This window comes from Dyadobacter sp. SG02 (assembly GCF_900109045.1).
GTDB lineage: Bacteria > Bacteroidota > Bacteroidia > Cytophagales > Spirosomataceae > Dyadobacter.
The window spans coordinates 194,557-218,750 of the sequence record NZ_FNYL01000001.1; the positions used below are offsets into that span (position 1 = coordinate 194,557).

Here is a 24,194-nt window from a genome sequence, read left to right on the forward strand (position 1 = left end):
CTTACATTATTAACATACTTACTCCCAACGATCCAGCCCAAGTAATTTCCTCCCCAGCTCACTCAACTCTGCCGTTTGATAACGCGTTTGCTCCCAATTCCTCGGGTCGCCCGGAAAAGCATAGCCTTGTGGCGCCTCCCGTTCGCGCCACGAGCGGATTCGCCATTGACGCAGAGCCTCGTCGTCTTCCTGCGCCGGCATCATGGCAATGTATTGCGCGAGGCGAACTTTGTCCTTGCTGCGGTTGGCTCGGATGCCGTGCGGCTGGGAACTGTTGAAAATCAGCAGGTCGCCCGCATTCATTTTCACCTTCACAATTTCAAAACCGGTAACGTCCGGCTGAAAATGGTTCCTATCCTCCGGCTGCGTCAATTTCCAGGTATCATATGTCCGGAACAGCTCCGGCACGCATTGAAAACCACCCATGTTTTCATCGTCCTGATCGGCCAACGCAAGCACGCCCTGTACATTTTGCGGCTTGGTTTCCGGGTCATAGTCCCAGTGAATGAACCCCTTATATTCAAATCCGGGCCGGAGCGGGAGGTTGAGGTTGGCGCGATCGATGGTAACCCAAAGCTTTTCGGTACCCCAAATGTCCGAGAATGCCTCATGCACTTTCGGATATTGACGATTATCCCACAGATACTGATGGTTATACACCTCCACCATGCCCGTGTTCGTGAGTTCTTTCATCTTCATTTCAGCCCGTGGGGGCGCATACCAGGTTTCGGGGTCGTTCGGGTCTTTTTCTTCAAACTCCCACAGGAAATCGGCCAGCCTTTTGACCTGCTCCTTCGGCACCGCATCCCTGATCACGATATAGCCATTGGTGATCCAAAAATCCCAGTCTTCCTCACTCAGTAACCTGAGCGGCTTGCCATTGCTTCTGTCATTCAGCCTGACGTTGCTCGATTTCGCGGTTGAAGGATTTCCCGGAATGTCTTCGTGTGCATTCGCAGGTGCCATAGTCGCCATTGTTTTCGCCTCCATGTCTATAATATTTTTTCATGATTGAATAAAACAAAACTAACAGACACGCACTTCGGTAACTACCGCTGCAATTGCCTATTTTTGCTCTCCATTGATAAAATATGCTCACCAAATACAACCTACTGGCAAACAAGGAACAATTATGCGTATTACCAGATGAAAATCATCCGTGAAGACATCCATCCCGATCAGGGTAGCTCGTTCAAGATCCTGTTAACACCTGGCCTGAACGATACCTTCCTCTGGCATCTCCACCCAGAGTACGAAATCGTATATGTCGAGGGGTCGGGCGGGACGCGCCACGTGGGCTCGCATACGTCCGTGTATGAGGGAAGCGACCTCGTTTTTATCGGCCCGAACATCCCCCACCTGAACTTCGACTACGGCGTGCGTACGCAATGCGAGCAGGTGATCTTGCAGATGCGGGAGGATTTTCTGGGTAAGGACTTTTTACTCGCGCCCGAGCTGCAAAGCATCCGGAAGCTATTCGAAACGTCCCATCATGGGCTGTCGTTCTCTGGCGAAACCAAGCGTATTGTGGGAGAAAAACTAAAACAAATGCCACTGCTGGCACCTTTCGAGCAATTACTGGCGCTTCTGGGCATTCTGAAAATCATGGCCGATTCTCCCGAAGTCATTGTGCTGAACCCCAGGCCTGTCGGCAGCAAATCCTTTCATAAAGAGCAGTGGCGAATGCAACATGTTTACGCCTACGTGGAAGCCCATTTCGATCGTACCCCGGACGTGAATGAAGTCGCGACCGCCGTAAACCTGACGACACCGGCATTCTGCCGGTTTTTCAAGGCCAACGCACGCATGACTTTCACCGATTTCGTGAACCAGTACCGCGTTAACCAAGCCAAAAATCTGTTGCTCCAAGACCGCTCAGTTTCAGAAACATGCTTCGCGGTGGGATTCGAAAGCCTGTCCTACTTCAATAAACTTTTCAGGAAAATAGTCGGTGAAAACCCGTCAGAATTCAAGAAACGGCATTTGTAGTTAAAAATGATGATATTTTTAAAATCATTAGTTTGATATTTAAAATATCTTTATTATTTTTACAAGTGAAATTTTTATCGCAAAAATTTTATTACACTTCATCAACATGAAATCTATTCACTTCAACAACAACGATTTGAGTACGATCAGGAATATCCGGGAGCATCTCTACGAGTACCTCCTGGTATTTTCCTGTGATCCGGTAACCGAAGCCGCGATCGGGAGCGTCAAGCAGTATTTCCAAAAGGCTTACGGCTGCGAGCAGGCGGCCCATCTCCGCCCCCACCTGACGCTCTTCAACTGCATTATCCATGAATACAAACTCGACCGGGTTATTCAGGGTTTTGAAAAGGTTGCCCGGCACATTACCCCATTCCGCATCGAGCTGGACGGTTTCAACAAGTACGAGGGCGGTACCTTTTATGTCGATCTCGAAGAAGGTTCGTCACAACAGGTTAACCGGCTGGTCAAAACACTTAAAAATGAAACGGTTGACCACCTCTCCAAATGGGCCTCAGGCGAATTCCGGTTCTGCACGGATCCCCACGTCACCGTCGCCCGCAGGATGACACCCATGCAGGTAAACAGCGCAGCCAAAGAATGGATGTACAAAAAATTTCATGCATCGTTCCGCGTCACCGAAATGATCCTGCTTAAAAGGTCGCTCATCAGCGGCTCCAAATGCCGGGAAATCGCGCGCATGCCATTACTCGGCTTGCCGGATCAGGCGGTTGTGCAAGCGAGTTTGTTTTGAAAGGTTGGACGTATATTAATTAGCGATCAGACAACAGACTGCGAAAACTCACGCAGAGCTGCTTTTCATACATCCTTTTCGGGAAGGAAACGGCCGAACGGCCCGGGTACTCGCTAATTTAATGTTTAGGAGATCAGCGCTGGAACCTCCTGATTGGGGTAAGTTGAATAGCGGAAAATATGAGCAATATATTTCAGGTGTTCAGCAAGCCGCATCCAGACGTTACAATTTAATGGTCAAACTTTTCCTTGATCTTTTGTGAGCTCTGACATCACCTTTTGAAGAGATTTTTGTGCATCCTGTTCTGAAATCAACATCCCTTCAATCCTGGCCGATGCGATAGCAGCCTTCATTATTGCTTGCTGCATTGTCGTATTCGGCGCTTTAAAAGGTTTGTTTTTCATCTCTTAAGTTTTATGTTATTAGTATCCAATTTACAATATTCATTATGGACTTCCAAAAACTATTCCATAGGATATTGATACCGGCAGATTAGCAAAGACCTATTAAATACCGGCATGCATTTACAGCTTTGACGAGGGCAAAACAGGTTCGCCTCGTTCACTTGCAACGTGTACCCATATTCGACTAACAAAATGATTAGGCGCGACCTTTTAGGTCAGGCTGACGTGGTTATTTCGTATCTTCGGCTATCGGTCAACGGCGTTTCGGGGATGATTTTCGAGCGCCGGGAACCGGTAGCCTAAATCCTAACCACATTTTATGAAACCAAAACTCCTTTTACGCTCGACGATCGGACTGATGCTTTGCGGCCTGAGTGCCTTTTCACAGTCTTTCAACAATTTCCCGGTTACTACCCAAAAACCGCCGCTGCACGGCAAACACTGGATGGGAATTACGGGCAAGCCACTGGCCGCAACGGCCGGAACGATGATTTTCAGCAAGGGCGGCAATGCTATCGATGCCTCGTGCGCGATGCTCGCGGCTACGTGTACAATGTGGGATGTACTCAGCTGGGGCGGTGAAACGCAGGCATTGATTTACAATCCCAAGACTAAAAAGGTCATTGCGATTAATGCAATGGGCGTCGCTCCGACGGGTGCGACGGCTGATTTCTTTAAAAACAAAGGCATGAAATATCCGCCGGAATATGGCCCGCTCGCCGCTACCACACCCGGTACACCCGGAGGCCTGATGACCATGCTGGCAGAATACGGTACGATGAGCCTGAAAGAGGTTCTTGCACCGGCAATGCAAATGGCCGATGGCTATCCGATCGAAGCGCAAACGGCCAATTCCATCGAAAGAGGCAAGGACCAAATCAAGAAATGGCCTTACTCCACCAAGGTATTCCTGCCGCATTTGGGCCAGAAACGGGAGGCGCCGGATGCCGGAGAGATTTTTGTGCAAAAAGACCTGCGCGCGACTTTACAAAAACTCGTAGACACTGAGCAACAGGCTTTGAAAAGTGGCAAAAACCGAAAGGAGGCTATTTACGCAGCCTATGACCGGTTCTATAAAGGCGACATCGCCAAAGAAATCGCGCGGGGCTGCCAGGAGCAGGGCGGACTCATTACCGAGCAGGACATGGCCAACTGGAAAGTAAAGATCGAAGAGCCGCTGATGACGAATTACAAGGGCATCGAAGTTTATAAAATGCAGCAATGGACGCAGGGGCCGGTGATGTTGCAAGCATTGAATATGTTGGAAAAACTCGATCTGAAAGCCATGGGATACAATTCTTCGCGTTATGTGCACAGTTTGTACCAGGTCATGAACCTTGCCTTTGCCGATCGGGACTTTTACTATGGCGACCCGGCATTCGCGCCAGAAGAGCCGATGAAGGGGCTGCTTTCGAAGGAATATGCGAAAGAAAGATTAAAGCAGGTAAACTGGGAGCGTAACGATGCGAAGGTGCTTCCGGGCGACCCCTACCCTTTTGAAGGTAAAAAGAATCCTTTTACGGAGCAGATCAAGAGCTGGGGCAATTTTCAGGCGTCGTTGAACCGTAATGCAAACGGCCTCGACGAAAAGTTCATGGAAGAATTCACGGCAGGCACGACCTCAGTCGAGGCAGCCGACGAAGAAGGCTGGGTGGTGAGTATCACACCCAGCGGCGGATGGGTACCTGCTTGCATTGCGGGTAACACGGGCGTGGGCCTGAGCCAGCGTATGCAGTCGTTCGTGCTGGATGCGCGCGAGAACCCATTCAATGTAGTGGAACCAGGCAAAAGGCCGAGGGTTACCCTCACGCCCAGCCTCGCGATGAAGGATGGCAAGCCATTCCTGTCGTTCGCCAAACAGGCCGGCGACGAGCAGGATCAGCTGCTGCTGCAATTCTTTTTGAATGTGGTCGAATTTGGAATGACGGTACAGGAAGCGACGGAAGCTCCGAGTTTCAAGACCTTACAAATGTACGCCAGCTTCGGCGAGCACGAAAAAGATCCGGGAGGATTGATTTTAAACCAATCCATGCCGGACTGGACACGGAAGGAGCTCTCCCGTATGGGTTACAAGCTAAGTTACCAGCCCCGGACCAGCGGCCCGATCAACGCCATTTATTTCGACTGGCAGCACGGCAGCTTCTGGGGAGGTTCGAGTAACCATGGTGAAGACTATGGCTTTGGATGGTAATCCCTGAAATGCATTGATATGCATATAGTTTCAATTGGCGTAGGGTTGTTTTTACCAAATAATCCTACCCCAATTGAGTTTGATCGATCATGCGGATCATGCCAAAAGCTTCGCCAAAGCCTGTTTGCTGATAAAATGGTGCCAGCCCGGCCCCTGTAAAGAGTCCTACCAGAGATCCCTGAGGCGCATTTGCATCCAGCCAGCACTTTACCTCCCTCATCACGGTCGAGCCAACCTGCTTTCGTTGCCAGTCGCGGTGCACCATCACATCCTTGATATAGAAAAAGCTGAGCCCGTCTCCCAATACCAGTGCGCAGCCTATCACCTCGCCGGTTTCCGTATCTTCGGCAACTGCCGTGAAAAGTGTCGCGTCCAGCTTTTGTTGAAGAACATCGTCCGATTGTGTGCCCGACCAGCCCACCGACTCCGCGAGCTTGCGGTACTCGGCAGGTGTAAGCGCACGACCCATAACCCTGACATTAGCTGGTAGAGACTGCGATTTGCTTTCACCGCCGGAAGTAGCGGGCGCGGCGAAAGTAATGTAGTTGCCGTTGAGATCCCTGACAACATATTCCACAAAACCCCAGGGCTGCTTTTCCAATTGCATCACAATTTCCGCCTTTCGGTCCTGATGCAGCTGATACAGTTCCCTGATATTTTTGACCCTGACCCACACACATTGTCCTCGCATTCGTTCGGCCGCCTCGCTATTCGCCGAAAACTGAATGAATGCTCCATGCCAGGAAACACCTCCATGGTTCGGTGGTGTCCCCCAGGTCCAGTGCCCGGGAAAACCCAGCACTTCATGCCAGTATTTGACGGTTTCGGCTACGTCCTTAACCGACAACACCGGTTCGGCGTGAGAAATGAACGGCTCGGGTTTATCGTCGGTGGTTGGCATGGATGATAAGTTTTACAGCTTTAATAGTTCTAGTACCGCTTCATGCCCCCGCCTCTGCGCCCACGCATGCGGGACTGCCCACGGCTTATCGGCCGGTAAGTCTGGGTTGGCGCCCTTTTCGAGCAGGAATTGCACCATTTCCGTTTTACCGGCTTTTGCGGCCCAGCCGAGCGGCGTGGTGCAGTGCTGTTCGTCGATCGCGTCGATGTCGGCACCGTGTTCGAGGAATATTTCCGCATTATGAATGTCGCCGCGCTCTGCAAAGCGGTGCAGCGGCGTAATGCCGAGCCAGTTTTTGAAATCAGGGTTCATACCGCGTTGAAACAGGAATTCTGTGAGCTCGCGGCTCTTGATGGCATCCTGCGGACCACGGCTTTGCACCCCAACCGCAATGCTTTTAGCGAGTTCAGGCTGGTAATGGAGCATCAGCCGCACGAAATCTTCGTGTCCCTGTCCTGCCGCACTTTCCAATGCGTATACATTATCGGCCAACGCCGGATTTGCTTTGAAAACTGCTGCGGCTGTCTGAATGTCGCCATAATGCGCCAGCAAATCCATGGAACGCGCCGCGCCGTAGGAACAGAGCAGGTTGATCATCGCCTTGTCGCCGCGTTCCAGGGCCGCCGTGAGCGTATCGGCGGAGCTTTCAACAGGAACGTTGGGATGCGCAGCGTGTTCCAGCAGCAATTTTACAATCTCAATATGATTATAAACCACCGCCGAATGCAGCGCATGACCCATTGGCGCAATGCCCTCTTCCGGCAGATTAGGGTCCGCCCCCTTTTCGAGCAACAGTTTGACGATCGCCATCCGCCCGGCCATTGCCGCGTTTTTTAAAGGCGTACCAGAGCCCGCATAATAGGTAATGTATTCCGAAGGTTTGTTCGCCAGCGACGGGTCCAGGTCCAGCAACGTTCTCACCCTTGCCTCATCGCCCTTCAAGGCAGCCATACAAATATCTACATACGCGCCTTTGCCCACCAGATGCAGGTAAATATCGTTGGGTTTCCATTTCCAATCCTCCGGCACATCCCGCCAGCCTCGGTAGGAATAATCGCCGTTGGTGAGCTGGATCGGCCGGGCTCCATCCGGTCTCTTGGCATTGATATCGGCCCCGCGTGCCAGCAGCGCGTCGATCATTTCGGGCTGGCGCGACATGGTAGCCCAGTGAATGGGTTGGTTACCTTCATCGTCGGTCGCGTGAATGTATTCTTCGGAGCTATTCAGTAATGTTTTGAATGCATTAAAATCCCGGCTTCTGATTGCGGCGGCCATCTGTTTCCCGGCCTCCGAGCCTTTGTGGTGGTTCAATGCCCGTTCCAATAACTCTTCCATGGCATTAAACCCGCGATCGCGCGCCATTTGAATGAGCGTATCGCCGGTACCGGAATCCACAGGGCTCGCGCCGTGCTGCAAAAGGTATTCAGCCACTTTCAACTGGTCATTGGCCACTGCGAACGACATCGGCGTGCGATAGTCGTATGCGCCGCGCACGAGCGAGGAGTCTTTTACCAGTAGTTTTTTTACCTGTTCGAGGTCCCCGTCACGGGCCGCGCAGAACATTTGCCATACGTCGGTTCCGAGTCCGGTGGACCAGAACAATGTTTCCTCTTTTTGAAGCGCGGCCGGCTGAGTCATGAGGTTGTGGATTCGATAAGGCTTATTTTTGCGGGAAGCGTTCGTGTAGTTAGCTATTTTTTGTATTAAATAAAAGGGATGGATTCAATTGAAATTCAAAAAATTAAAGCGGATGACTTAATGGAAATCCGGCACCTGGTACTCTGGCCCGACAAGCCGCGTGAATTTGTAAAAGTACCTGAGGATGAAAGCGGTATTCATTTTGGATTGTACCTTAATGGCGCGTTGGTGTCGGTAATTTCGCTGTTCGCCGACGACGATCAGCGCATAAGGTTCCGCAAATTCGCGACACTACCCGGCTTTCAGGGCAAAGGATTGGGCTCCAAACTTCTGCGACACGCCCTCACGTATGCGCAGGCGCACGGGTACTCGTGCATATGGTGCGACGCCCGCACCGACGCGCTGGCGTTTTACGAGCGTTTTGGTTTCAAAAAGTTCTCAGAACCTTTTTTTAAGGAGCATATCGAGTATTACAAAATCGAGCGGGCGCTTTGACCGAAGCATTTATTGAAATACCACCTCTTTTTTCCCGATAAACCGGGCGTAGGTGGTACCGGCAGCTTCCAGGGAGTTCTCCGCCGCCGCCGGCATTTTAGCTAAACGGGACAACTCGATGTGAACCGCGTCTTTTTTCTCCGTCCGTCGCCATGCCGCTACGACTTTCCCTTTCACCATGACGACCGGCTTAAAAATTCCACTGCCCGACTCCGGGTTTTGCGCCACGGCGTCGTCCATGGCCGCGCTGCGGTCGGCGTACCCGATGGTGATTTCGTCAAATGCAGGAATGAGTATTGCTTTGCCGTGTACTTTGGGCAGCTCGGCGACTGCGGGAAACAGGTATTCCCGGCCATCGACACCGGCTGTTTCAAATTCGTTTCGGACGGTTTCGAAAGCGAGTTTCGAATCGGTAACCGACAAGCCACTCCACCAGGCGAAATCCTGGACGGTTGCCGGGCCATGGCTCGTGAAGTACCGTTTGGCCAATGCAGCCAAAGCCTCCTCCCGTTTCAGCGGCGCCGAAGCGGGGACTTTTTTATCAAACAATGCATAAGTAAATTTCTTCCCGCGCCGCGCGCCGTTGCAAATGATCTTGTCGAGCTCGGCCTGGAACATAATGTGGGTCGCCCGCAGATTATCCGTTTCAATGCCGGCCTTATTCACTTCGGCGATCACTTCCTCGCGCGTCAGCTCATCGCCGTCGGCCAGTAACTTCCCGATCAGGTCGTTGGTGATTTTGAAAACGGTCTCGTCCAGTTTCAGTTGACGGTACATCGTTCCGGCCAGTTTGTAAACGTGCGGCGCAGTGAGGTCCATCATCCAGCGGGCGTCCTCTTTGGCCACAAAATGCCAGGTAGGCCTCATAATATGCGTCCGGATAATGCCTCCCGCGTCAATCGCCTGCTCAATGCTCGTGTCCGTCGCCTTTTTCAGCCGTAGTCCGAGCGCCCATTTGGCCATTGCAAAATCCTGCGACTGCACAGCGCCCATCCAGGCCACCAGTTCGGCCGGGTCGGTGAAGCGGGTATTCAGAATCTGTTGATTAGCGAGGCGTAATGCGGCAATGTCGGCTAAATTCATGGCTGGATATTTGGTTTCAGGCTAAGATTTGAGTCGCCTAAAATGAGGATTTATATACAAAAAAGAAAACCCTGCCGACCTGAATGGTGGCAGGGAATGCGGGAAGCCGGTATTTGTTTTGAACATGGTTATTTTGAAACAGACATTTGTCTGAGCCCGCCGGATTGCAGATAGGCCATAGCCGCAACCCAAACCGCCACCGCGCCGATGAACACATAACCGATGACCGAAATCGGGAATGGCTGAAACAATACAATGGCCGCGCTACCGATTACCCAAAGCGTATCCAGCACGATCACCAGCCTCACCGCACGCGCATTCACCGGGTTACCCCGGCTTACCGAAAAGACCAGCGCGGCAAATGCGACCAGGAAAATACCGACTTCAATAAAAGGCATCGTTGCCGTTGTTTCGAACAAGCCGGCAACCACTTTCGGAAAAATTGCAAGTCCCAGACCCGTTGCACCTGAACTGATTGCGTTGATAAGCATTACATTTTTGAGCGTTTTCATATGTCGATTGTTTGGTTGTTTTTGGATGCAACAAAGGTATTGCAGCACCCACGCCCGCCGCTTACCAGCATGCGACAACGACTTATCATTTCATGACACGCCCGGAAAAGTCATCCGGTAGAGTGTGGTCAGGAGGTGGTCAGGAGGTGGTCAGGTATTGTCAGGGTTCTCATTTGCTTTATTTCGATTAAATCCGGTGCGGTTAAAGCTGAAATAGTAGATTTGCCAAATCACCACATCAACATTTCCATGGAAAACATTCAGATCAGGCAGGCACGGCTCGACGAGCTTCCCAAACTTCTCGAATTTGAACAGAACCTGATCGCGGCCGAACGTCCGCTCGACGAGACCTTCGTGAGCGAAGAATTTCATTACTACGATCTCGAAAAGATGATTCACAGCGACGAAGCCGAAGTTTTGGTAGCCGTCCTGGGCGAACGGCTCATTGCCAGCGGGCACGCGCGAATCCTCGAAGGAAAACCGTACAATAGTTTCAAACGCTACGCATTCCTGGGTTTCATGTACACCGAGCCCGATATGCGCGGCCGCGGTGTCAACAAGCTGATTATCGACGCGCTGGTAGAATGGGCACGAAAAAAAGGCCTGGACGAAGTGCGCTTGCAAGTCTATTCCGACAACACGCCTGCCGTCGCCGCCTACGAAAAAGTAGGTTTCCGGAAAATGCTCACCGAAATGCGCCTTGCGACAAAGTAGCGGGAGCGAACTATTTGATCGAAGTCGATTGGGTCAGGTATGGTCAGGTGTTGTCAGGGCGATGTCGAGGATTTCCGATACCTTTTCCGCTGCTTCTTGGCTTGTGAATGCCGGTAATGCAAAACTGTCGATTGTCAAACCGGCGTCGGTTAGTTCTGCATTGAGGTGTTCGGCGAAGCGCATGTGGAATGTGAGCAGGGCCTGCTCCCAGGCCGGTAGCGGATGCGGACAATGCCAGAGGTCGATCACCCGCGCGTGTGCATGAAGCAGCAGGTTGGGCAATAGCTGGTGAAGGTACAGGACCCCGCTCGCGTGACTGGTTTTGAGCTTCCTGTCCAATGCGCGGATGTCGTAATCTTCCAGGCGTTGGTGAAGCCCCGTTTCGGCGTAATTAACGAGCAGGTCGACTTCAAACCGGTCGTTGATTTTTTCGCAGGCGGCAATAATGCTTCCCGTATCGGCATCGTCGGCGACGAGGTAATGCACCAGTACCCGGTGCTTTCGCACGATTTCGCGTACGAAAGTATCTAATGCAGCTTCGTTCGCTCCGATCAGGATCAAATGCCGGCCATCGGCCGCCAGCGTTTTGGCGATGGTTTTTCCCCATGGCGTATCGGCCCCGCGGATTACTGAAAAATTCATGGCTTCGAATGATTTTGACAAAATAATGGCGGCTTACATTAGGTGAAATGCAGCCAAAGTTGTCGTTGCTATATACCTGCAAAGAAAATCCGGATGCCGATGAGAGGAAATACTGATTTATCATTACATAACCCAAGGGAAAAATCGGTGCGAATGGCCCCCGATTACCTGCCATTGCTCAACAGGTACTATGATTTCGATGGTCTGGAGCCCGACCGGCTCGATAAGCAATTGGCGCTCATCCGCGCGATGGCCCAGCTGAGCAGCAGCGGCGTGACGGTTTACGACCTCCAAAAACAGACCCATGTTTACGTTTCGAACAACTTTTACCAGCTATACGGCTACGATTTCGCGACGGCGGGACCGTGCATTCCGAACGAACTTTTCGACCGGAAGATACACCCGGACGACCGGCAGGCATTAGCCCGCAATGGCTATGAAGCGATGAAATTCATCATGGCGCAACCTGCACCAACGCGCAAACATTTTAAACTGGTGACCGAGTACCGGATCATGCTCGACGGGCAAACCGCCATCCGCGTCACCGAGCAGCATCAGGTGCTGGAACTGGACGCGGCAGGGAATATCTGGCTTTCGTTGGGTGTGATCGACATTTCCCCAAACCAGTCGCTGACGGATGTACGGAGCCAGGCGATCAACTTTCACACGGGAGAACTTATTCACTTGCCGTACAACGAATTACCAACGGTCGTCAGACTGACGACCCGCGAAAAAGAGATTCTCGGCATGATTGGCACGGGCAAATTGAGTAAAGAAATTTCCGCATTGTTGGATATCAGTGTCCACACTGTCAACACTCACAGGCAGCGAATACTCGAAAAGCTGCAAGTGGACAATTCCATAGAGGCATTGCAAAGCGCAAAATTGATCGGTTTGATGACCTGAAAATAAATGAAATCAGCCTCTTGATAATTGTAGGCGAATTTGTGAGATAATTCGACAAGAGACTACAAGAAATTGGTACGGTTTTAATACTAACGTCGGTTACAATTTTCAACTTATCCACAAAGGTTAAACTTGACAGCTATGGAAGGCGAAAATGAAAAACAGACGGTAATCACGTTGAACGACGAAAGTTTCAAGCATTACCTGATCGAACGGTACGGCGACTATGCCGAAAATTCCAACTGGAAACGACTCAAAAGCGCTTCGCAAGACCTTATCTCGCCGGAGACATGGGTGCAACTGTACCACCAGGCCAAACACGACATTACCCAGAAAGGCGGGTCGCTGATTGGTTATGAACTGGTAAATAATATACTTCTGAGCCATGACGGCATCAATTCCCATTGGCCCATGAACTGGATGTGGGTAATGCGATTCGGGCGTGACTAAATTCCCTCCAAAAGGGAATTTAGTCCTTTTTTGACTTGGCTTGTCACTTTTCGGGGTTAACTTTACAACTACCAAACTATTCATCAACCCCAACCCGGAAACTGGCTTACTTCGGGTTAATTAATTGCCTGATGAGCTACGCCAAGACGATTTACCTTGTTGACGACGATCAGGACGACCGCTTTTTTATCCGGGAAGCTATTCAGGAGTCGGGCGCGGATGTACGCATTACCGAAGTTGAAAACGGTTTCGACCTGCTTACGCTCGTGAAAGATGTCATCGACCCGGAATCATCGGTGATCATTATCGACATGAATATGCCCAAAATGAACGGGCTGGAAACCGTAGCGGCCATCCGTACCGACAACCGGCTGGCGGCAATGCCGATCGTCATGCTGTCGACCTCATCCAATCCCACGTTGATCCGGACGGCCTATTTGTCGGGCGTAACGAGCTTTGTAACCAAGCCGAGCTCATTCGACGAATTTGCGCAGCTGGCCCGGGAAATCGGTGAGCGTTTCTTATAGGCTGTCGTTTTTGTTCTATTTTTCAGGCGTTGTCCCGCCGAACTTTGAAAGAAAAAAAGATATGACGACGATCAACCTGTTTCTGCTTGTGACGGCCCTGGCCAGCGGCCTTATTGCCGGATTGTTTTACGCCTATTCGTGCTCGGTGAATCCCGGCCTGGGAGCGCTTACCGACGCCGGCTATCTCGCGGCAATGCAATCCATTAACCGCGCGATACTCAACCCGGTCTTCTTTTTTAGCTTTATAGGCACGGTTTTACTTCTGCCGCTGAGCACGTATCAGCATTTCGGGACCGGCAGCCGCTTCTACCTGTTACTCGGGGCTACGTTGGTATACGTGATCGGTACATTCGGCGTGACGGTCGTCGGCAATGTGCCTTTGAACGAGGCATTGGACAAAATGAACCTCACAGGCGCCTCCGCACGGGAACTGGCCGCGTATCGTTTGCGGTTCGAGGGCCCATGGAACAAGCTGCATGCGATCCGTACCTATGCGTCGGTCATTTCATTCATAATGGTCATACTTGCCTGCCTGACCACACCTAGCAAACCCTGACCGAAAGCCGCTCATTCCACCCTGCCCTTTTCGTCGTCCGACGCATTGTTATTGTGCCGACGTTTACGGGCGAAGGTTTCCTTGCCGAATTTGTAGTTCAAAGCAATGTTGATCCGCTGCGTGTCGGTTCTGTTCACCTGGGAATAATCGGACTGACGAATACTGAACGAACGGTTGTGATAAACCCAGGAATGGAACAAGTCCTCGAAATTCAGCGCGACGGCACCTTTGCCTTTCCAGATTTTTTTCTGGATACCGCCATTCACGCGGAACATGCCCGAGGTCTGCGCCTGCCCGTTCAGGTCGCGGCTCGCGTAGTAGCCACCGAACTCGGCATTCCAGCCGTTGCCGAGGTTGAAATAGTTGTTAAGTTCGAGCCTTGCCACGTTGGTACCATAATTCAGCGCCTCGGTGTACAACGGGCCTTTCATCGTAATGCGTGATAACCGCAATGTGGTGTTATTGTACCACCAGCTGGTGACCTGGCCCGATATGCTCGTGTTCAGCAATACCATGTAACCGCGGGCAATATTGTCCGGGCGGCTGGTAAATGTATCGCCCTGGGCTTGGATCGTCGTAAAAATGGTGTTGGTAAAGCGGTTGTAGCTCAGCCCCATATTCAGGAAATGCTTGTGCTGGTATTTCAATTCGAGACGGTCCTGGTATTGTGGTATCAAATGGGGGTTTCCGGCGCTGTAAGTGTATTGATCTTTGTAAAAAACAAACGGGTTCAGCATCTGGTAATTCGGGCGGCTGATCCTTCTTACAGCCATTAGTACGAACGCATTCTGCTCATTCAGTTTGTAATTGAGGAAGATACTTGGAAAAAGTTTGGTATAATTTTTGGTAAAACGCATGGCCAGCACCGAATCGTTACCGAGCTGATTTCCTTTTGCGACCGTATTTTCCAGACGAAGCCCCATTTGTACGCCGAAACGTTTCCATCGCTTCTCCCCGCTCACATAAGCCGCATTGATGTTCTCACGATACTGAAAGTGATTTGAGCGACGGTTGTCTATTATTGCGCTTCCGTCATTGGTATTATAGTAATTGAAAACAAAATCGTTATCCACATAACTCGATTTGAATCCCGCTTCCAACCGCGCTTTGTTCTTCAACGGATGTGCATAATCGGCTTTCAAAGTGTAGATACTGATTTCCGAAGGGGTTCGATAGCGAAACAGTTCGCGGCTGGCGGTGGAACCGTTTTCGTCGAACAATCGGTTTTCGAGGTCTTGCGTGCCGCGGGTATGATAATTCAGATAATTCGCGTCCATAGCCAGCTCACGGCCCTTATCGTTGAGCTTATGCAGCATATTCAGGTTTATGCTGGTGTTGTTGCGGGTATCTTTTGAGACCGTGCTCCCGTTTCCGGAATTGATGAGCGCATTCAATGCATTCCGCTGCGCACTTTCATAGCTGAAATCACCTTTCCTCGACGAACCGTTGAAATTGAGAATGGTACCGAAAACAGTTTTCGACGTGGCTGCCAAATCCATTCCCAGGTTGATATTATAGCCATTTGCAGCACTTTTCTGGTCATTTTTAAGCTGGACACGTGATTTCAATGCGCCAGATTCATCGTAATACCTGCGGCTGAAATCGTCGTCGCTGTAATTTTTTTCATAGCTATAACCCAGATTGGCAAACAGGTTTAGCTTTCGCTGGTTGTAGTTCAGGTTCAAAGCATCGTTACTACGCGAATACCTGCCCTGGCTCCCGCCCAGCGCAACGCTACCTGTAAGCCCGCCCGTTCGTGTCTTTTTCAAACGGATGTCGATCACCGCATTGCCGGCGGCGTCGTAGCGTGCGGGCGGGTTGTCCATGAGCTCGATCCTGTCGAGCACGCCACCGGGCAGCGATTTCAGATAGGCAGCCAGGTCGGCACCGGACATGTAGGTACTGCGACCGTCGATCAGCACCATCACCCCGCCCTTTCCGTTCAAACTGATTTCCCCGTTTGCATTCACACTCACGCCCGGCGTTTTGCTCAGTACATCGAAAGTATTGTTCGTAGCGCTGCCGATCATCGCGTCCACATTGACGATTGTGCGGTCTATTTCCTGTTCGATCAGCGGTTTTTTGGCTTTCACCACCACTTCACCGAGTTCAATGCTTTTGGCGGGAAGCAGGATGATGGCGGGCAATGCAATGGAGGAATGCCCGCCATCGATCGTCAATGCAGTACTTTTGAAATCCTTCTGACCCATTGCGCTGATAGCCAGCATGTAGGTATTGTTTTCAAGATTATTAAACCGAAAATTCCCGTTCATATCCGTCGTCTCGCCCGTTACGAGTGTCGAATCTGTGGCTTTGAGCAGGCGGACGGTTGCGCCGGGCAAGCTCTCATTCCCGGAGTCCTTGACCGTTCCGGAGATCGTATTGCCTGTCTGGCCGAGTGCATTCAAACTAGTCAGGCAGAGTGTAAGTATGGTGAAAAACGTTTTCATGGCTGTTATTTTACATGGTCGAGTGATGAGGCAAATATTGCCCGGCCTTGTAACCCTGTGAAATAATTGTGTTGTAACTTCCCGGAACCGTGACGGAAACCGGTTTTCGGCTGACGAACCATTTCGACCTGCCCCAGCGGGTTTCCGTCATGAAATCGGGCCTGTATGACGCGTGCGATCGTATTCCTGATGTCGTCGATGCATATTTGCAATGCCGACAAAGCATTAACCAATAAGCCTATGAGCAGCATTTTCAGTAGCGATAACAAGGAGGCGACCCAAACAGGTATTTACGCAGTGCTTACCATGGCGGCGTGCGTGCCTCTCTATTTTGGTATCGACACCTACCTCAACACGATCGGCGCGGCACACGACGAGGCCCTGGCCGTTGCGGCTACGTCTGTGCTGCTTGGCTGCATTTACATCGGCCGGCACCTGGCCACGATATGGTCGGCCAGGCAGCGCGAGATTCCCAAAAACGTGTTGAATGGGCTGGCGATCGCCATTGCGGTGTGTTTCGTGTGGCTTTTCATCCACGCCGATTTGGAGCTTCACGACTTTCCCGGCCTTAATCTCTTGCTGTATTGGGTACCTTTTCTCACGATCGGGCTTAGTATCGGCGCGCTGATCAAGCTGTTCAGGATGAGCACAAAAAAGGAATTGGAAGCAGCTAAAACGCAAGCCGCGCAGAGCCAGAGCGAGCTGCATTTGCTGCAATCGCAGTTAAGCCCACATTTTTTATTCAACACCTTAAACAATATGTACGGGCTCTCGATCACCCAGCATGAAAAAATCCCGTCGCTGATCCTGAAACTATCTGATTTACTGCGGTATTCGGTGTATGAAGCGAACGAAACTTACGTCCCGCTGAAAGACGAACTGGCCTACATTCATAACTATATCGACTTCGAACAGCTCCGGATCGGCGACCGGCTGGAACTGAAAACCGATATTGAAACCCTGAGCAGCAACGATATCCGCATTGCGCCGATGCTCCTGATTGTCTTTATCGAGAATGCATTCAAACATTCCAAAAACACATCAGAACCAAAGGTATTCATCGAAATACGGCTGAAAATTTGGGGTAATTCTATCCTCTTTTACCTGAAAAATTCACATAACCGTTCCATTGCCAATGAGCAAACAGTTGAAAAACACAGTGGTTTCGGTTTGGCCAATGTGAAGAAGCGGCTGCAACTGCTATACCCCAACCAGCACGACCTCGCGATTGAAAACGAAGAGAACCATTACACTGTGAATTTACGCCTGAACCTCCGATAATATGACGCAGATCGATTGCCTGATCGTCGACGACGAGCCCATTGCGCGCGACATAATACGCACTTACTGCGCGCACCTGCCCTACCTGCGTGTGGCAGGCGAGTGCGGGAGCGCGCTGGAAGCCAGGGCTGTACTGATGCAGCAAAAGGTGGATATTGTGTTCCTGGACATCAACATGCCCGTCATGGATGGTATCTCGTTTCTCAAAACCCTCAAAACGCCGCCACAAATTATTTTCACGACGGCCTATAAAGAATATGCCGTCGATGCATTCGACCTGGCAGCGTGCGACTACTTACTCAAACCCTTTTCCCTCGAACGTTTCATTGTGGCCGTCGACAAGGCCATGGAAAAATTACAATCTGCCGGTAATGCATTCATCGAGACCCATGAATCAAAGGAAGATGATTTTATTTTCCTTAAAGCCGATGGTAAGATCTTCAAAATCATGCACGACGACCTGCTGTATGCCGAAGCGAACGGCAATTACACGAAAGTGAAGACAGCACAACATACACTGCTGCCGACGATGACTTTTTCGGGGTTTGAGGAGCTCGTACCCAAATCGAAATTCCTGAGGATTCACCGCTCTTTTATCATTAACAAGTCCAAAATCGATCATATTGAGGGCAACCGGGTATTTATTCAAGGCACTGAAATCCCCATCGGCAGCAATTACCGCGAGCAATTTTTAAAGCAAATAGGGCTTTCTTCCTGAACCGCCAAATAAAAAAGGCAGGGTCTCCCCTGCCTCAAATATTCTCGTCTTATGTTAGCGAACGGTTATTTATGGGCCGGGATCGCGAAGAATAAGCTGAACTGAATTACGCTGTTTTTAAAGTCGGGATTCATGGCTGCGGTCTTATCAAAATCCCCTACTTTGGAAAACCCGGCAATGTAGCGGGCGCCGATGCCGAGTCCAAAATTAGCCTGATAACCCAACCCAACGCCACCTGCGAGGTCGAGGTTCTTGGCAAAATTGTCGATCGTCTGATCAGGAATATCCTCACCGGTTTTAAATGAAGCCTGCGGGCCGAATTCGAAATAGAAACCGCCTTTTGAGCGGAATTTCAGCATTACGGGCACGGTGACGTAGGTTGTTTTAAACTCTTGCTTTCCGGCATTTTTGAATTTTGCACCCTGGGTTGAGAAAAGCACTTCCGGCTGGATGGAAAACACTTGTCCTATTCCAAAATTCAGAATCCCCCCCAGATGGTACCCGACACGCGCATCGGATTCGACATCACTACCGGTGTAATTGCTAATGTTGACCCCGGCTTTCGGCCCGATCGAAAACGACTGCGCAAACGCCGCACTGCTGAACACGGACAGAAGAACGAGCAAAGAAATTTTTCTCATGGTTTTTAAATTTGAAGTGGTTTGATATGTGGATTACAAGCGGATAAGCAAAGACCGTGCCAAAGCTCAGATTCACCGAAGAATCAATCAAACCAGTATTTAGCAAATTATCGGCGTTTTCATTGATATCGCATCGAATACTATGAAATACCTACAATTCAAATTCGTCGCCCAAAGCGAAGACGGGCGCACCTATGCGCGCACCATGTTTTACGAACAATCAACTGCTCCCAACGAAGCCCAGGCTATCGCCCATGCCGGGCACAACAACCCAGGTTTCAACGACATTCGCGTTGCTTCCGTAACCGCCATTTCCGACGATGAATACGCCTTCCGCATACGCGTGATGTGCGATTCCGATACGTGGGGTTTCCAACCGGTATCTTGATGCAACACACATTCATCGCACTTTTCCGTGCGACTGGATTGCCCATTCTAAATGAACAACTTAGCATTATTCACAATAAATATTCAAAAATTTCTTGCGCTTATCGAGATTAACAGTACCTTTGCACCATGAATCGCATACGGCGAATCAAATAGAGAGATGGCAGAGTGGTCGATTGCGACGGTCTTGAAAACCGTTGACTGTAACAGGTCCGGGGGTTCGAATCCCTCTCTCTCTGCAGAAAGTTACATACAAACTTCGAAAGACCTTATTTTGAAGCATCCAGCAGCTACGCCGATCCGGTGTAGCTGTTTTGTTTTCTGCACGTTTTCAATCAATTAACTGTCGGTTACGTGAATGGTTACGGCTATAAAGTGCCGGTTACGGCATTATTAATTGTCAAATTATAACTCTTCCCGAACAGTGTTTAATTACTCCACCACCATGAAAATTCTATTCTGGTTTCGTAAATCAGAAAGTAAGGAGCAGGTCAAAGCGAAAGATCCGGTCGGAAGTATCCAATGCCGCATTACGATCCAAAATTCAGCTGTCGAACTCGGATCCACAGGAATTTCGTGTAAGAAGTCAAGTTGGAATCCGGAGAATCAAACCCTGAGAGGCGACAGCTTACGAGCGACCCGGGCGAACAAGGTAATCCGAGATACTACGGCCAACCTTGAAAAACTATTTGATATGCTGGCGACAAAATACAGCTACGTATCACCATCAACGTTAAAAGACTACTACCTATCGAAGAAGAAATTCACATATTCAATTACAGAAATCTTCGATGCATGGAATGATCACAGGCGCAAATTGGCCGAAAAAGGTTCGATATCGCCCAACACTTTCGAGGTACATGAAAATTATCTCAGGCATATCGGCGAGTACTTCAAAGTACGTGGTGTCGCCCGGCCTATCGAGATCCCGGACAATTTTTTCCAAGATTTCTATGACTGGATGCTCATGGCTGACAGGTCAGGCGAACGATTTGCCCGCAAGGTTTCGGAATTTGCAAAGCAGGTGTTTACCTGGGCAGAGAAAAAACGGCTGTGCCACAGATTGCAAGCATGTGCGGAACCGTTGCCCGGGAAAGCGGATACCGAAGAGAACCTTGATACCACACATTTGACCGTCCCACAGCTCACCAAATTGATAAGCTTCGACTTCTTCAAACTCGTAGCCGCTGGTCAGATCGTCTCGCAGACGGCGGAAACCCTTTCAGTAGAACGTGATGCATTTGTATTCAACTGTTTCACCGGGATGCATCATTGCGACTACACCAAAAAGGATTTTCACATTGAGCAATACAAAGCTGCCACGTTCCTCACTGGCCACCGTCAGAAAACAAAAAAACGGTTCGCAATCAAGCTACTGGAACCAGCGATCGCCATTCTGAATAAGTACGGAGGTGATTACAAAAACCTGCCGGTAAAGAGCAACCAAAAAAGGAATGCAAGCCTGAAACAAATTGCGGCCTTCGCAGGCCTGCCCATCTTGCTTTCAACCAAAATAGCCAGGAAAACATTTGCCGATATCGCGTTGAATGTAATGCTTATGACGCCCGATGACGTCGCGCAGTGCCTGGGCCTCACGTCGACCAGGTACCTAAAAAACTACGTCAGGATACGCGAAGAGCGCCTGTTAAAGGTAATGCCTAGCTGGGCCAATTTACAGGAAGCATGCTAAGCAAAAGGGCTGGAATATCCAGCCCTTTTCTTATGCACTTGCCCGCGCCCTGGTGTCATTCAACAGAGTTTCGTACTTCTCAAAGATATTGTAATTGATACCCGCCGGCTTTCGCGCTATCTCTCTTAATAGCCGATTCGTTTCGGCTAGCTGGGGATCTGGCATCATCGGGCCACCGCCTGGCTGCATTCCCGTATCTCCCCCAGCGGCATAATATCGGTTTTGCCGCATCGCTTCCAACATATTTGCAAAGTCGGCCACAACAGGGTTACGCAGCATTGGTTCGCTGATCACGTACTCCCTACCGTCCTCGCCTGCGACGTAGCTCCGTTTCCCAAGTGAGAATAGCGTCGGGCTATTTACCCACCCCGCCGGAGCGGCGCCACGGTCAATCTGGATGTTGTCAAAATCGGTCGGACCACCAGTAGCGCGAAATGCTGGGGTATCAGGCTGCTTCGACGAATCGATCACTGCCTTAGCCTTAACCATTCCCGCCGTAACTGCGGCAACAGCCGCGGCGATCCGGAGCGCAACGGTATAAGGATCTCCCTTTGTTCCAGTCGCAACAGCAGAAGCTATTGCAGTACCGGTATCAACGGCTATTTGAAACAAGGCGAGCGCCTTCTGGAATTCGGCATACTCGTTCTGGTTTCCAGCAGTGAGAGTAAGTATATCGGAAATCACCTGGCCGCCGGTCTGCATTGCTTCACCGGTTTTATTGATCTGGTCGAGCTTTATCGCAAGCATTTCCCGATCGGCCTTAGCGATCTCAGAGTTGATGCGTTTTTGCTGATCGATTTCCAGATCACCATAATCCTGACGAAGCGTCCGGAGCCTTTCCAAATGATCCCGCACGATCTGTTCTTTGCTGGTGCCGTTTTCTTCGGCCATGGCCAGCTCGCTGCGGTAATTATCGACTACACCTTCGAGCAGGGTGTCTGTTGCCTTTTTCGCCCGCTCTGCTTTCAGATCGTCGATTTCCTTATGCCAACGCTTTTCAATCTCGACGATCGATTCACCGCGCGCTTTGGCGGCGGCAATTTCTTGCTCGTAGTGATGATTTATTTCGAATAGCTGCTCATCCTGACGCTTCGCAATTTCATCCTGGTGCTTTTGTTCGGCCTGGTTCTCTTCCTTCGACTGGGTATTAATGACGTCCAGCTGCCGGCGCATGGTTTTGTCGAAGTCGGCCAGGTGCTTCTTATTGTACTTCTGGCTGATGATCCCGACCTCTTGGTTATGCAGCTCGTTAATTTTGGCGATTTCCGAAGCGTTTTTACCAGCGCGCTTACGCAGCCCATCATACTTAAACTGCGCCTGTTGGAGCTCCTTTTCTTGCTCCCCCATCATCGCGACGGTGTGCTGCTGCTGCTCTTTCAGAAGCTCGTCGTTCAATTTTTTGGCTTCCTCGCGAGCGGATTTTGCCTGGTCTTTTGTCGGACCACTGTAAGGCGTGGCCGGTGTCTCAGGCGCCCCAATCGCCCCGGCCAGTTTCATTTTACCACGCGACGGATCCCGGCGCTTACGCCTGGTTTCGATATCGTCAATACCTTCCAGGCCCGCAAGATCTCGCCGGCGCTGTATGATTTCATCGTTGAGCCGCTTCGCTTCCTTTCTGCGCTGATCAAAATCCTCTTTGGTGAAATTCTGCTCAACCAGCTGACCGCCACTGTTGACGATGAATTTCTTCTTTTGGTTGAGCTCCCATTCTAATACTTTGGCTCGACGGTCCAGATCGGCTACTTCCTCTTTAAGCATCTCGCGCCTGGTTTGCCGCATGGTTTCGAGCAATGAACGCTGGTTGGCTATGAACTGTGCGGCCTTGTCCCGGCTGATATCCATTGCATTGCCGTACTTATCGAATGAGGTGGCCGCTTCCGGAACTTCGTCCGCGATCGCATTAACTATTTTTTGAAGCTCCTGCTGCTCCTTGGTTGATAGGTTCGTTTTCGATTTCAGCTCGTCATAACGTGAAAGTAGCGCAGGGAATTTAGCTTCCACCGCGGCGACTTTCTCCTGCTGCGCTTCCAGCTCCTTCAATTGAAGGTCGAGCTCAGAAACCACGCCGGCCCATTTTCCGAACAGTTCGACGAATGGCGCAATACCGGCGGACGTTTCTTCCCACCAGGTTGACAATTTCTTCTGGATCTTATCCAGGATGGCGGCAGTATTCTGGTTTTTGACGTTGAACTCGTCGATAACCGAAGTGCCTTTTTCGAAGGCAGCGTTAGCGATATCTTGTTGCTTACGGACCAGCTCCGTGTTTTTGGCAAAAGCACCAAGTACCGCCGCGCCTTCACTACCTTCGATGCCCAGCGTTTCCAGCATTTTCGCGAGGCCTTCAACGCCCTGAGTGCTGCTTTTAGCCCCTTCCAGTACACGCAGGAACGCTTCGTTACCATCGGTTTTGAGCAGCTGCGAAAATTTGGAGACTTCCATGCCGGCCACCTTGGCAAAGTACGGCACGTCCTTACCCATAGCGATGACCATTTTCCCGATGTTGGTCGCCGAAAGCTCGGCGCTCTGACCGAGGATATCGGCCGCAGCGGCCATACCCATGGTGTCGGCGATGCTGATGCCGGCATTAGGAGCAATCCCCGCGAAACGCTTTGCCCAGTTGACCAGGTATCCCTCGTTAGCCTGGCTGCTGGCGCCGACGGTATTGATGGCTGAGCCAACTTTAAGCATTGATTTCTCAATGCCGAATTCCTGCTCGAGCCCAAAAATGGACACAAGCTTACCGATATCGTTGAGCGCTTCTTCCGCATTGCCGCCCAGGTCCTCACCCAGCGCGACGTTCAACATATCGGCCGCTTTGACGAATGCAAGCACTTCGTCCTTGGTATCATACCCCAGCTTACCGGCCACTGCCGCCAACTCACGCAGCTCAGATACTGGTGTCCGCGTGTCCAGCGCACCCAGCGCCGAATTAAGTTCCATCAAATCCTTTCCAGTGATCCCTGTTTGCTTGGAAACATCGGCCAACTCATCAGAAAGCTTTGCTGCATTCGTGACAAGCGATATAATACCTTGTTTGGCCAGAGATAAGCCCTGATCGAGAAGAGATCCGCCGACAAAGCCCATTGCGATCTCCTTCCACGTACCTTTAAATTTGAATAGAGATCCTTCGCCGCCACGCATCTCGTTTACCATCGAGCTATGAGCTTTCCGAACTTTGGCCAGGTCCTTGACCATTTTATCGAATCCGGCAGGGTCATCTTCCCGTTTCATGTTAGACAGCTGACGTTCCAGCCCGATCATCGTC

At 50.7% G+C, this 24,194-nt stretch carries 24 protein-coding genes and 1 tRNA gene; 15 read left to right on the forward strand and 10 right to left on the reverse strand.

Translation table 11 applies throughout. From position 1 onward, the window contains the following. Window positions 1-18: 18 nt before the first annotated feature. A complete protein-coding gene (locus tag BMW93_RS00765) occupies window positions 19-990 on the reverse strand; it encodes a phytanoyl-CoA dioxygenase family protein (protein ID WP_090373290.1) in 972 nt (323 codons plus the stop codon). Between the two features lie 156 nt (window positions 991-1,146). Between BMW93_RS00765 and BMW93_RS00770 the strand changes: the two genes are divergently transcribed. From BMW93_RS00770 to BMW93_RS36175, 3 genes are all read left to right on the forward strand, one after another. Further along, the gene (locus tag BMW93_RS00770; RefSeq protein WP_090373291.1) at window positions 1,147-1,989 is read left to right on the forward strand and encodes an AraC family transcriptional regulator; all 843 of its coding nucleotides are present in this window, start codon (window positions 1,147-1,149) and stop codon (window positions 1,987-1,989) included. A 106-nt stretch (window positions 1,990-2,095) separates the two neighbouring features. Then, a complete protein-coding gene (locus tag BMW93_RS00775; RefSeq protein WP_090373292.1) occupies window positions 2,096-2,743 on the forward strand; it encodes a 2'-5' RNA ligase family protein in 648 nt (215 codons plus the stop codon). Between the two features lie 25 nt (window positions 2,744-2,768). Beyond that, the gene (locus BMW93_RS36175) at window positions 2,769-3,005 is read left to right on the forward strand and encodes a Fic family protein (protein WP_090373293.1); all 237 of its coding nucleotides are present in this window, start codon (window positions 2,769-2,771) and stop codon (window positions 3,003-3,005) included. On the opposite strand, the gene BMW93_RS35335 is transcribed toward BMW93_RS36175, so the two are convergent. Then, window positions 2,980-3,147: a hypothetical protein gene (locus tag BMW93_RS35335; RefSeq protein ID WP_177193972.1), complete on the reverse strand. Its 168-nt coding sequence runs from the start codon at window positions 3,145-3,147 to the stop codon at window positions 2,980-2,982. The genes BMW93_RS36175 and BMW93_RS35335 overlap by 26 nt on opposite strands. Window positions 3,148-3,505: 358 nt before the next feature. Between BMW93_RS35335 and BMW93_RS00785 the strand changes: the two genes are divergently transcribed. Next, window positions 3,506-5,338 (forward strand): gamma-glutamyltransferase family protein, encoded by a 1,833-nt coding sequence (locus BMW93_RS00785; RefSeq protein ID WP_090373843.1) that lies wholly within the window; start codon window positions 3,506-3,508, stop codon window positions 5,336-5,338. A 64-nt stretch (window positions 5,339-5,402) separates the two neighbouring features. On the opposite strand, the gene BMW93_RS00790 is transcribed toward BMW93_RS00785, so the two are convergent. Together BMW93_RS00790 and BMW93_RS00795 are read right to left on the reverse strand one after the other, a co-directional pair. Then, complete coding sequence (locus BMW93_RS00790) at window positions 5,403-6,239, reverse strand: GNAT family N-acetyltransferase (protein ID WP_090373294.1); 837 nt, start codon at window positions 6,237-6,239, stop codon at window positions 5,403-5,405. Between the two features lie 12 nt (window positions 6,240-6,251). After that, a complete protein-coding gene (locus BMW93_RS00795; protein WP_090373295.1) occupies window positions 6,252-7,877 on the reverse strand; it encodes an ankyrin repeat domain-containing protein in 1,626 nt (541 codons plus the stop codon). A gap of 120 nt (window positions 7,878-7,997) precedes the next feature. Between BMW93_RS00795 and BMW93_RS00800 the strand changes: the two genes are divergently transcribed. Beyond that, a complete protein-coding gene (locus tag BMW93_RS00800; protein WP_229240120.1) occupies window positions 7,998-8,372 on the forward strand; it encodes a GNAT family N-acetyltransferase in 375 nt (124 codons plus the stop codon). A 9-nt stretch (window positions 8,373-8,381) separates the two neighbouring features. Here BMW93_RS00800 and BMW93_RS00805 read toward each other — a convergent pair whose 3' ends face one another. Further along, entirely contained in the window at window positions 8,382-9,455 is a 1,074-nt protein-coding gene (locus BMW93_RS00805) for a winged helix DNA-binding domain-containing protein (protein ID WP_090373297.1), read from the reverse strand. Between the two features lie 128 nt (window positions 9,456-9,583). Then, complete coding sequence (locus tag BMW93_RS00810) at window positions 9,584-9,967, reverse strand: hypothetical protein (protein ID WP_090373298.1); 384 nt, start codon at window positions 9,965-9,967, stop codon at window positions 9,584-9,586. A gap of 249 nt (window positions 9,968-10,216) precedes the next feature. On the opposite strand from BMW93_RS00810, the gene BMW93_RS00815 reads away from it, so the two are divergent. Beyond that, on the forward strand, window positions 10,217-10,681 hold the full coding sequence (locus BMW93_RS00815) for a GNAT family N-acetyltransferase (RefSeq protein WP_090373299.1): 465 nt from the start codon (window positions 10,217-10,219) through the stop codon (window positions 10,679-10,681). A gap of 33 nt (window positions 10,682-10,714) precedes the next feature. On the opposite strand, the gene BMW93_RS00820 is transcribed toward BMW93_RS00815, so the two are convergent. After that, window positions 10,715-11,323 carry an SDR family NAD(P)-dependent oxidoreductase gene (locus tag BMW93_RS00820; protein WP_090373300.1) on the reverse strand — a complete coding sequence of 203 codons (609 nt, stop codon included), beginning with the start codon at window positions 11,321-11,323 and terminating at the stop codon, window positions 10,715-10,717. A gap of 99 nt (window positions 11,324-11,422) precedes the next feature. Here BMW93_RS00820 and BMW93_RS00825 point away from each other — a divergent pair, with 99 nt between their 5' ends. From BMW93_RS00825 to BMW93_RS00840, 4 genes are all read left to right on the forward strand, one after another. Then, window positions 11,423-12,229: a LuxR C-terminal-related transcriptional regulator gene (locus BMW93_RS00825; protein ID WP_090373844.1), complete on the forward strand. Its 807-nt coding sequence runs from the start codon at window positions 11,423-11,425 to the stop codon at window positions 12,227-12,229. 141 nt (window positions 12,230-12,370) lie between these two features. Beyond that, window positions 12,371-12,679 carry a hypothetical protein gene (locus tag BMW93_RS00830; protein ID WP_229240122.1) on the forward strand — a complete coding sequence of 103 codons (309 nt, stop codon included), beginning with the start codon at window positions 12,371-12,373 and terminating at the stop codon, window positions 12,677-12,679. A 131-nt stretch (window positions 12,680-12,810) separates the two neighbouring features. Further along, entirely contained in the window at window positions 12,811-13,206 is a 396-nt protein-coding gene (locus tag BMW93_RS00835) for a response regulator (protein WP_090373302.1), read from the forward strand. A gap of 61 nt (window positions 13,207-13,267) precedes the next feature. Continuing rightward, complete coding sequence (locus tag BMW93_RS00840; RefSeq protein ID WP_090373845.1) at window positions 13,268-13,762, forward strand: DUF1772 domain-containing protein; 495 nt, start codon at window positions 13,268-13,270, stop codon at window positions 13,760-13,762. Between the two features lie 11 nt (window positions 13,763-13,773). Here BMW93_RS00840 and BMW93_RS00845 read toward each other — a convergent pair whose 3' ends face one another. Next, window positions 13,774-16,212: an outer membrane beta-barrel protein gene (locus BMW93_RS00845; protein WP_090373303.1), complete on the reverse strand. Its 2,439-nt coding sequence runs from the start codon at window positions 16,210-16,212 to the stop codon at window positions 13,774-13,776. Between the two features lie 165 nt (window positions 16,213-16,377). Here BMW93_RS00845 and BMW93_RS00850 point away from each other — a divergent pair, with 165 nt between their 5' ends. Together BMW93_RS00850 and BMW93_RS00855 are read left to right on the forward strand one after the other, a co-directional pair. Continuing rightward, on the forward strand, window positions 16,378-17,493 hold the full coding sequence (locus BMW93_RS00850) for a sensor histidine kinase (protein ID WP_090373304.1): 1,116 nt from the start codon (window positions 16,378-16,380) through the stop codon (window positions 17,491-17,493). 1 nt (window position 17,494) lies between these two features. After that, a complete protein-coding gene (locus BMW93_RS00855; RefSeq protein WP_090373305.1) occupies window positions 17,495-18,211 on the forward strand; it encodes a LytTR family DNA-binding domain-containing protein in 717 nt (238 codons plus the stop codon). Window positions 18,212-18,276: 65 nt separating this feature from the next. Here BMW93_RS00855 and BMW93_RS00860 read toward each other — a convergent pair whose 3' ends face one another. Next, a complete protein-coding gene (locus tag BMW93_RS00860; protein ID WP_090373306.1) occupies window positions 18,277-18,852 on the reverse strand; it encodes a porin family protein in 576 nt (191 codons plus the stop codon). Window positions 18,853-18,994: 142 nt separating this feature from the next. Between BMW93_RS00860 and BMW93_RS00865 the strand changes: the two genes are divergently transcribed. The 3 genes from BMW93_RS00865 (at window position 18,995) to BMW93_RS00875 (ending at window position 20,929) form a co-directional block, all read left to right on the forward strand. Then, entirely contained in the window at window positions 18,995-19,240 is a 246-nt protein-coding gene (locus BMW93_RS00865; protein ID WP_090373307.1) for a hypothetical protein, read from the forward strand. A 153-nt stretch (window positions 19,241-19,393) separates the two neighbouring features. Further along, window positions 19,394-19,478 (forward strand) — tRNA-Ser (locus tag BMW93_RS00870). Between the two features lie 206 nt (window positions 19,479-19,684). Continuing rightward, window positions 19,685-20,929 (forward strand): hypothetical protein, encoded by a 1,245-nt coding sequence (locus tag BMW93_RS00875; protein ID WP_143061555.1) that lies wholly within the window; start codon window positions 19,685-19,687, stop codon window positions 20,927-20,929. Between the two features lie 30 nt (window positions 20,930-20,959). Here the strand turns inward: BMW93_RS00875 and BMW93_RS00880 are convergent, their stop codons facing one another. Further along, entirely contained in the window at window positions 20,960-24,160 is a 3,201-nt protein-coding gene (locus tag BMW93_RS00880) for a phage tail tape measure protein (RefSeq protein ID WP_218147647.1), read from the reverse strand. Window positions 24,161-24,194: the final 34 nt, after the last annotated feature.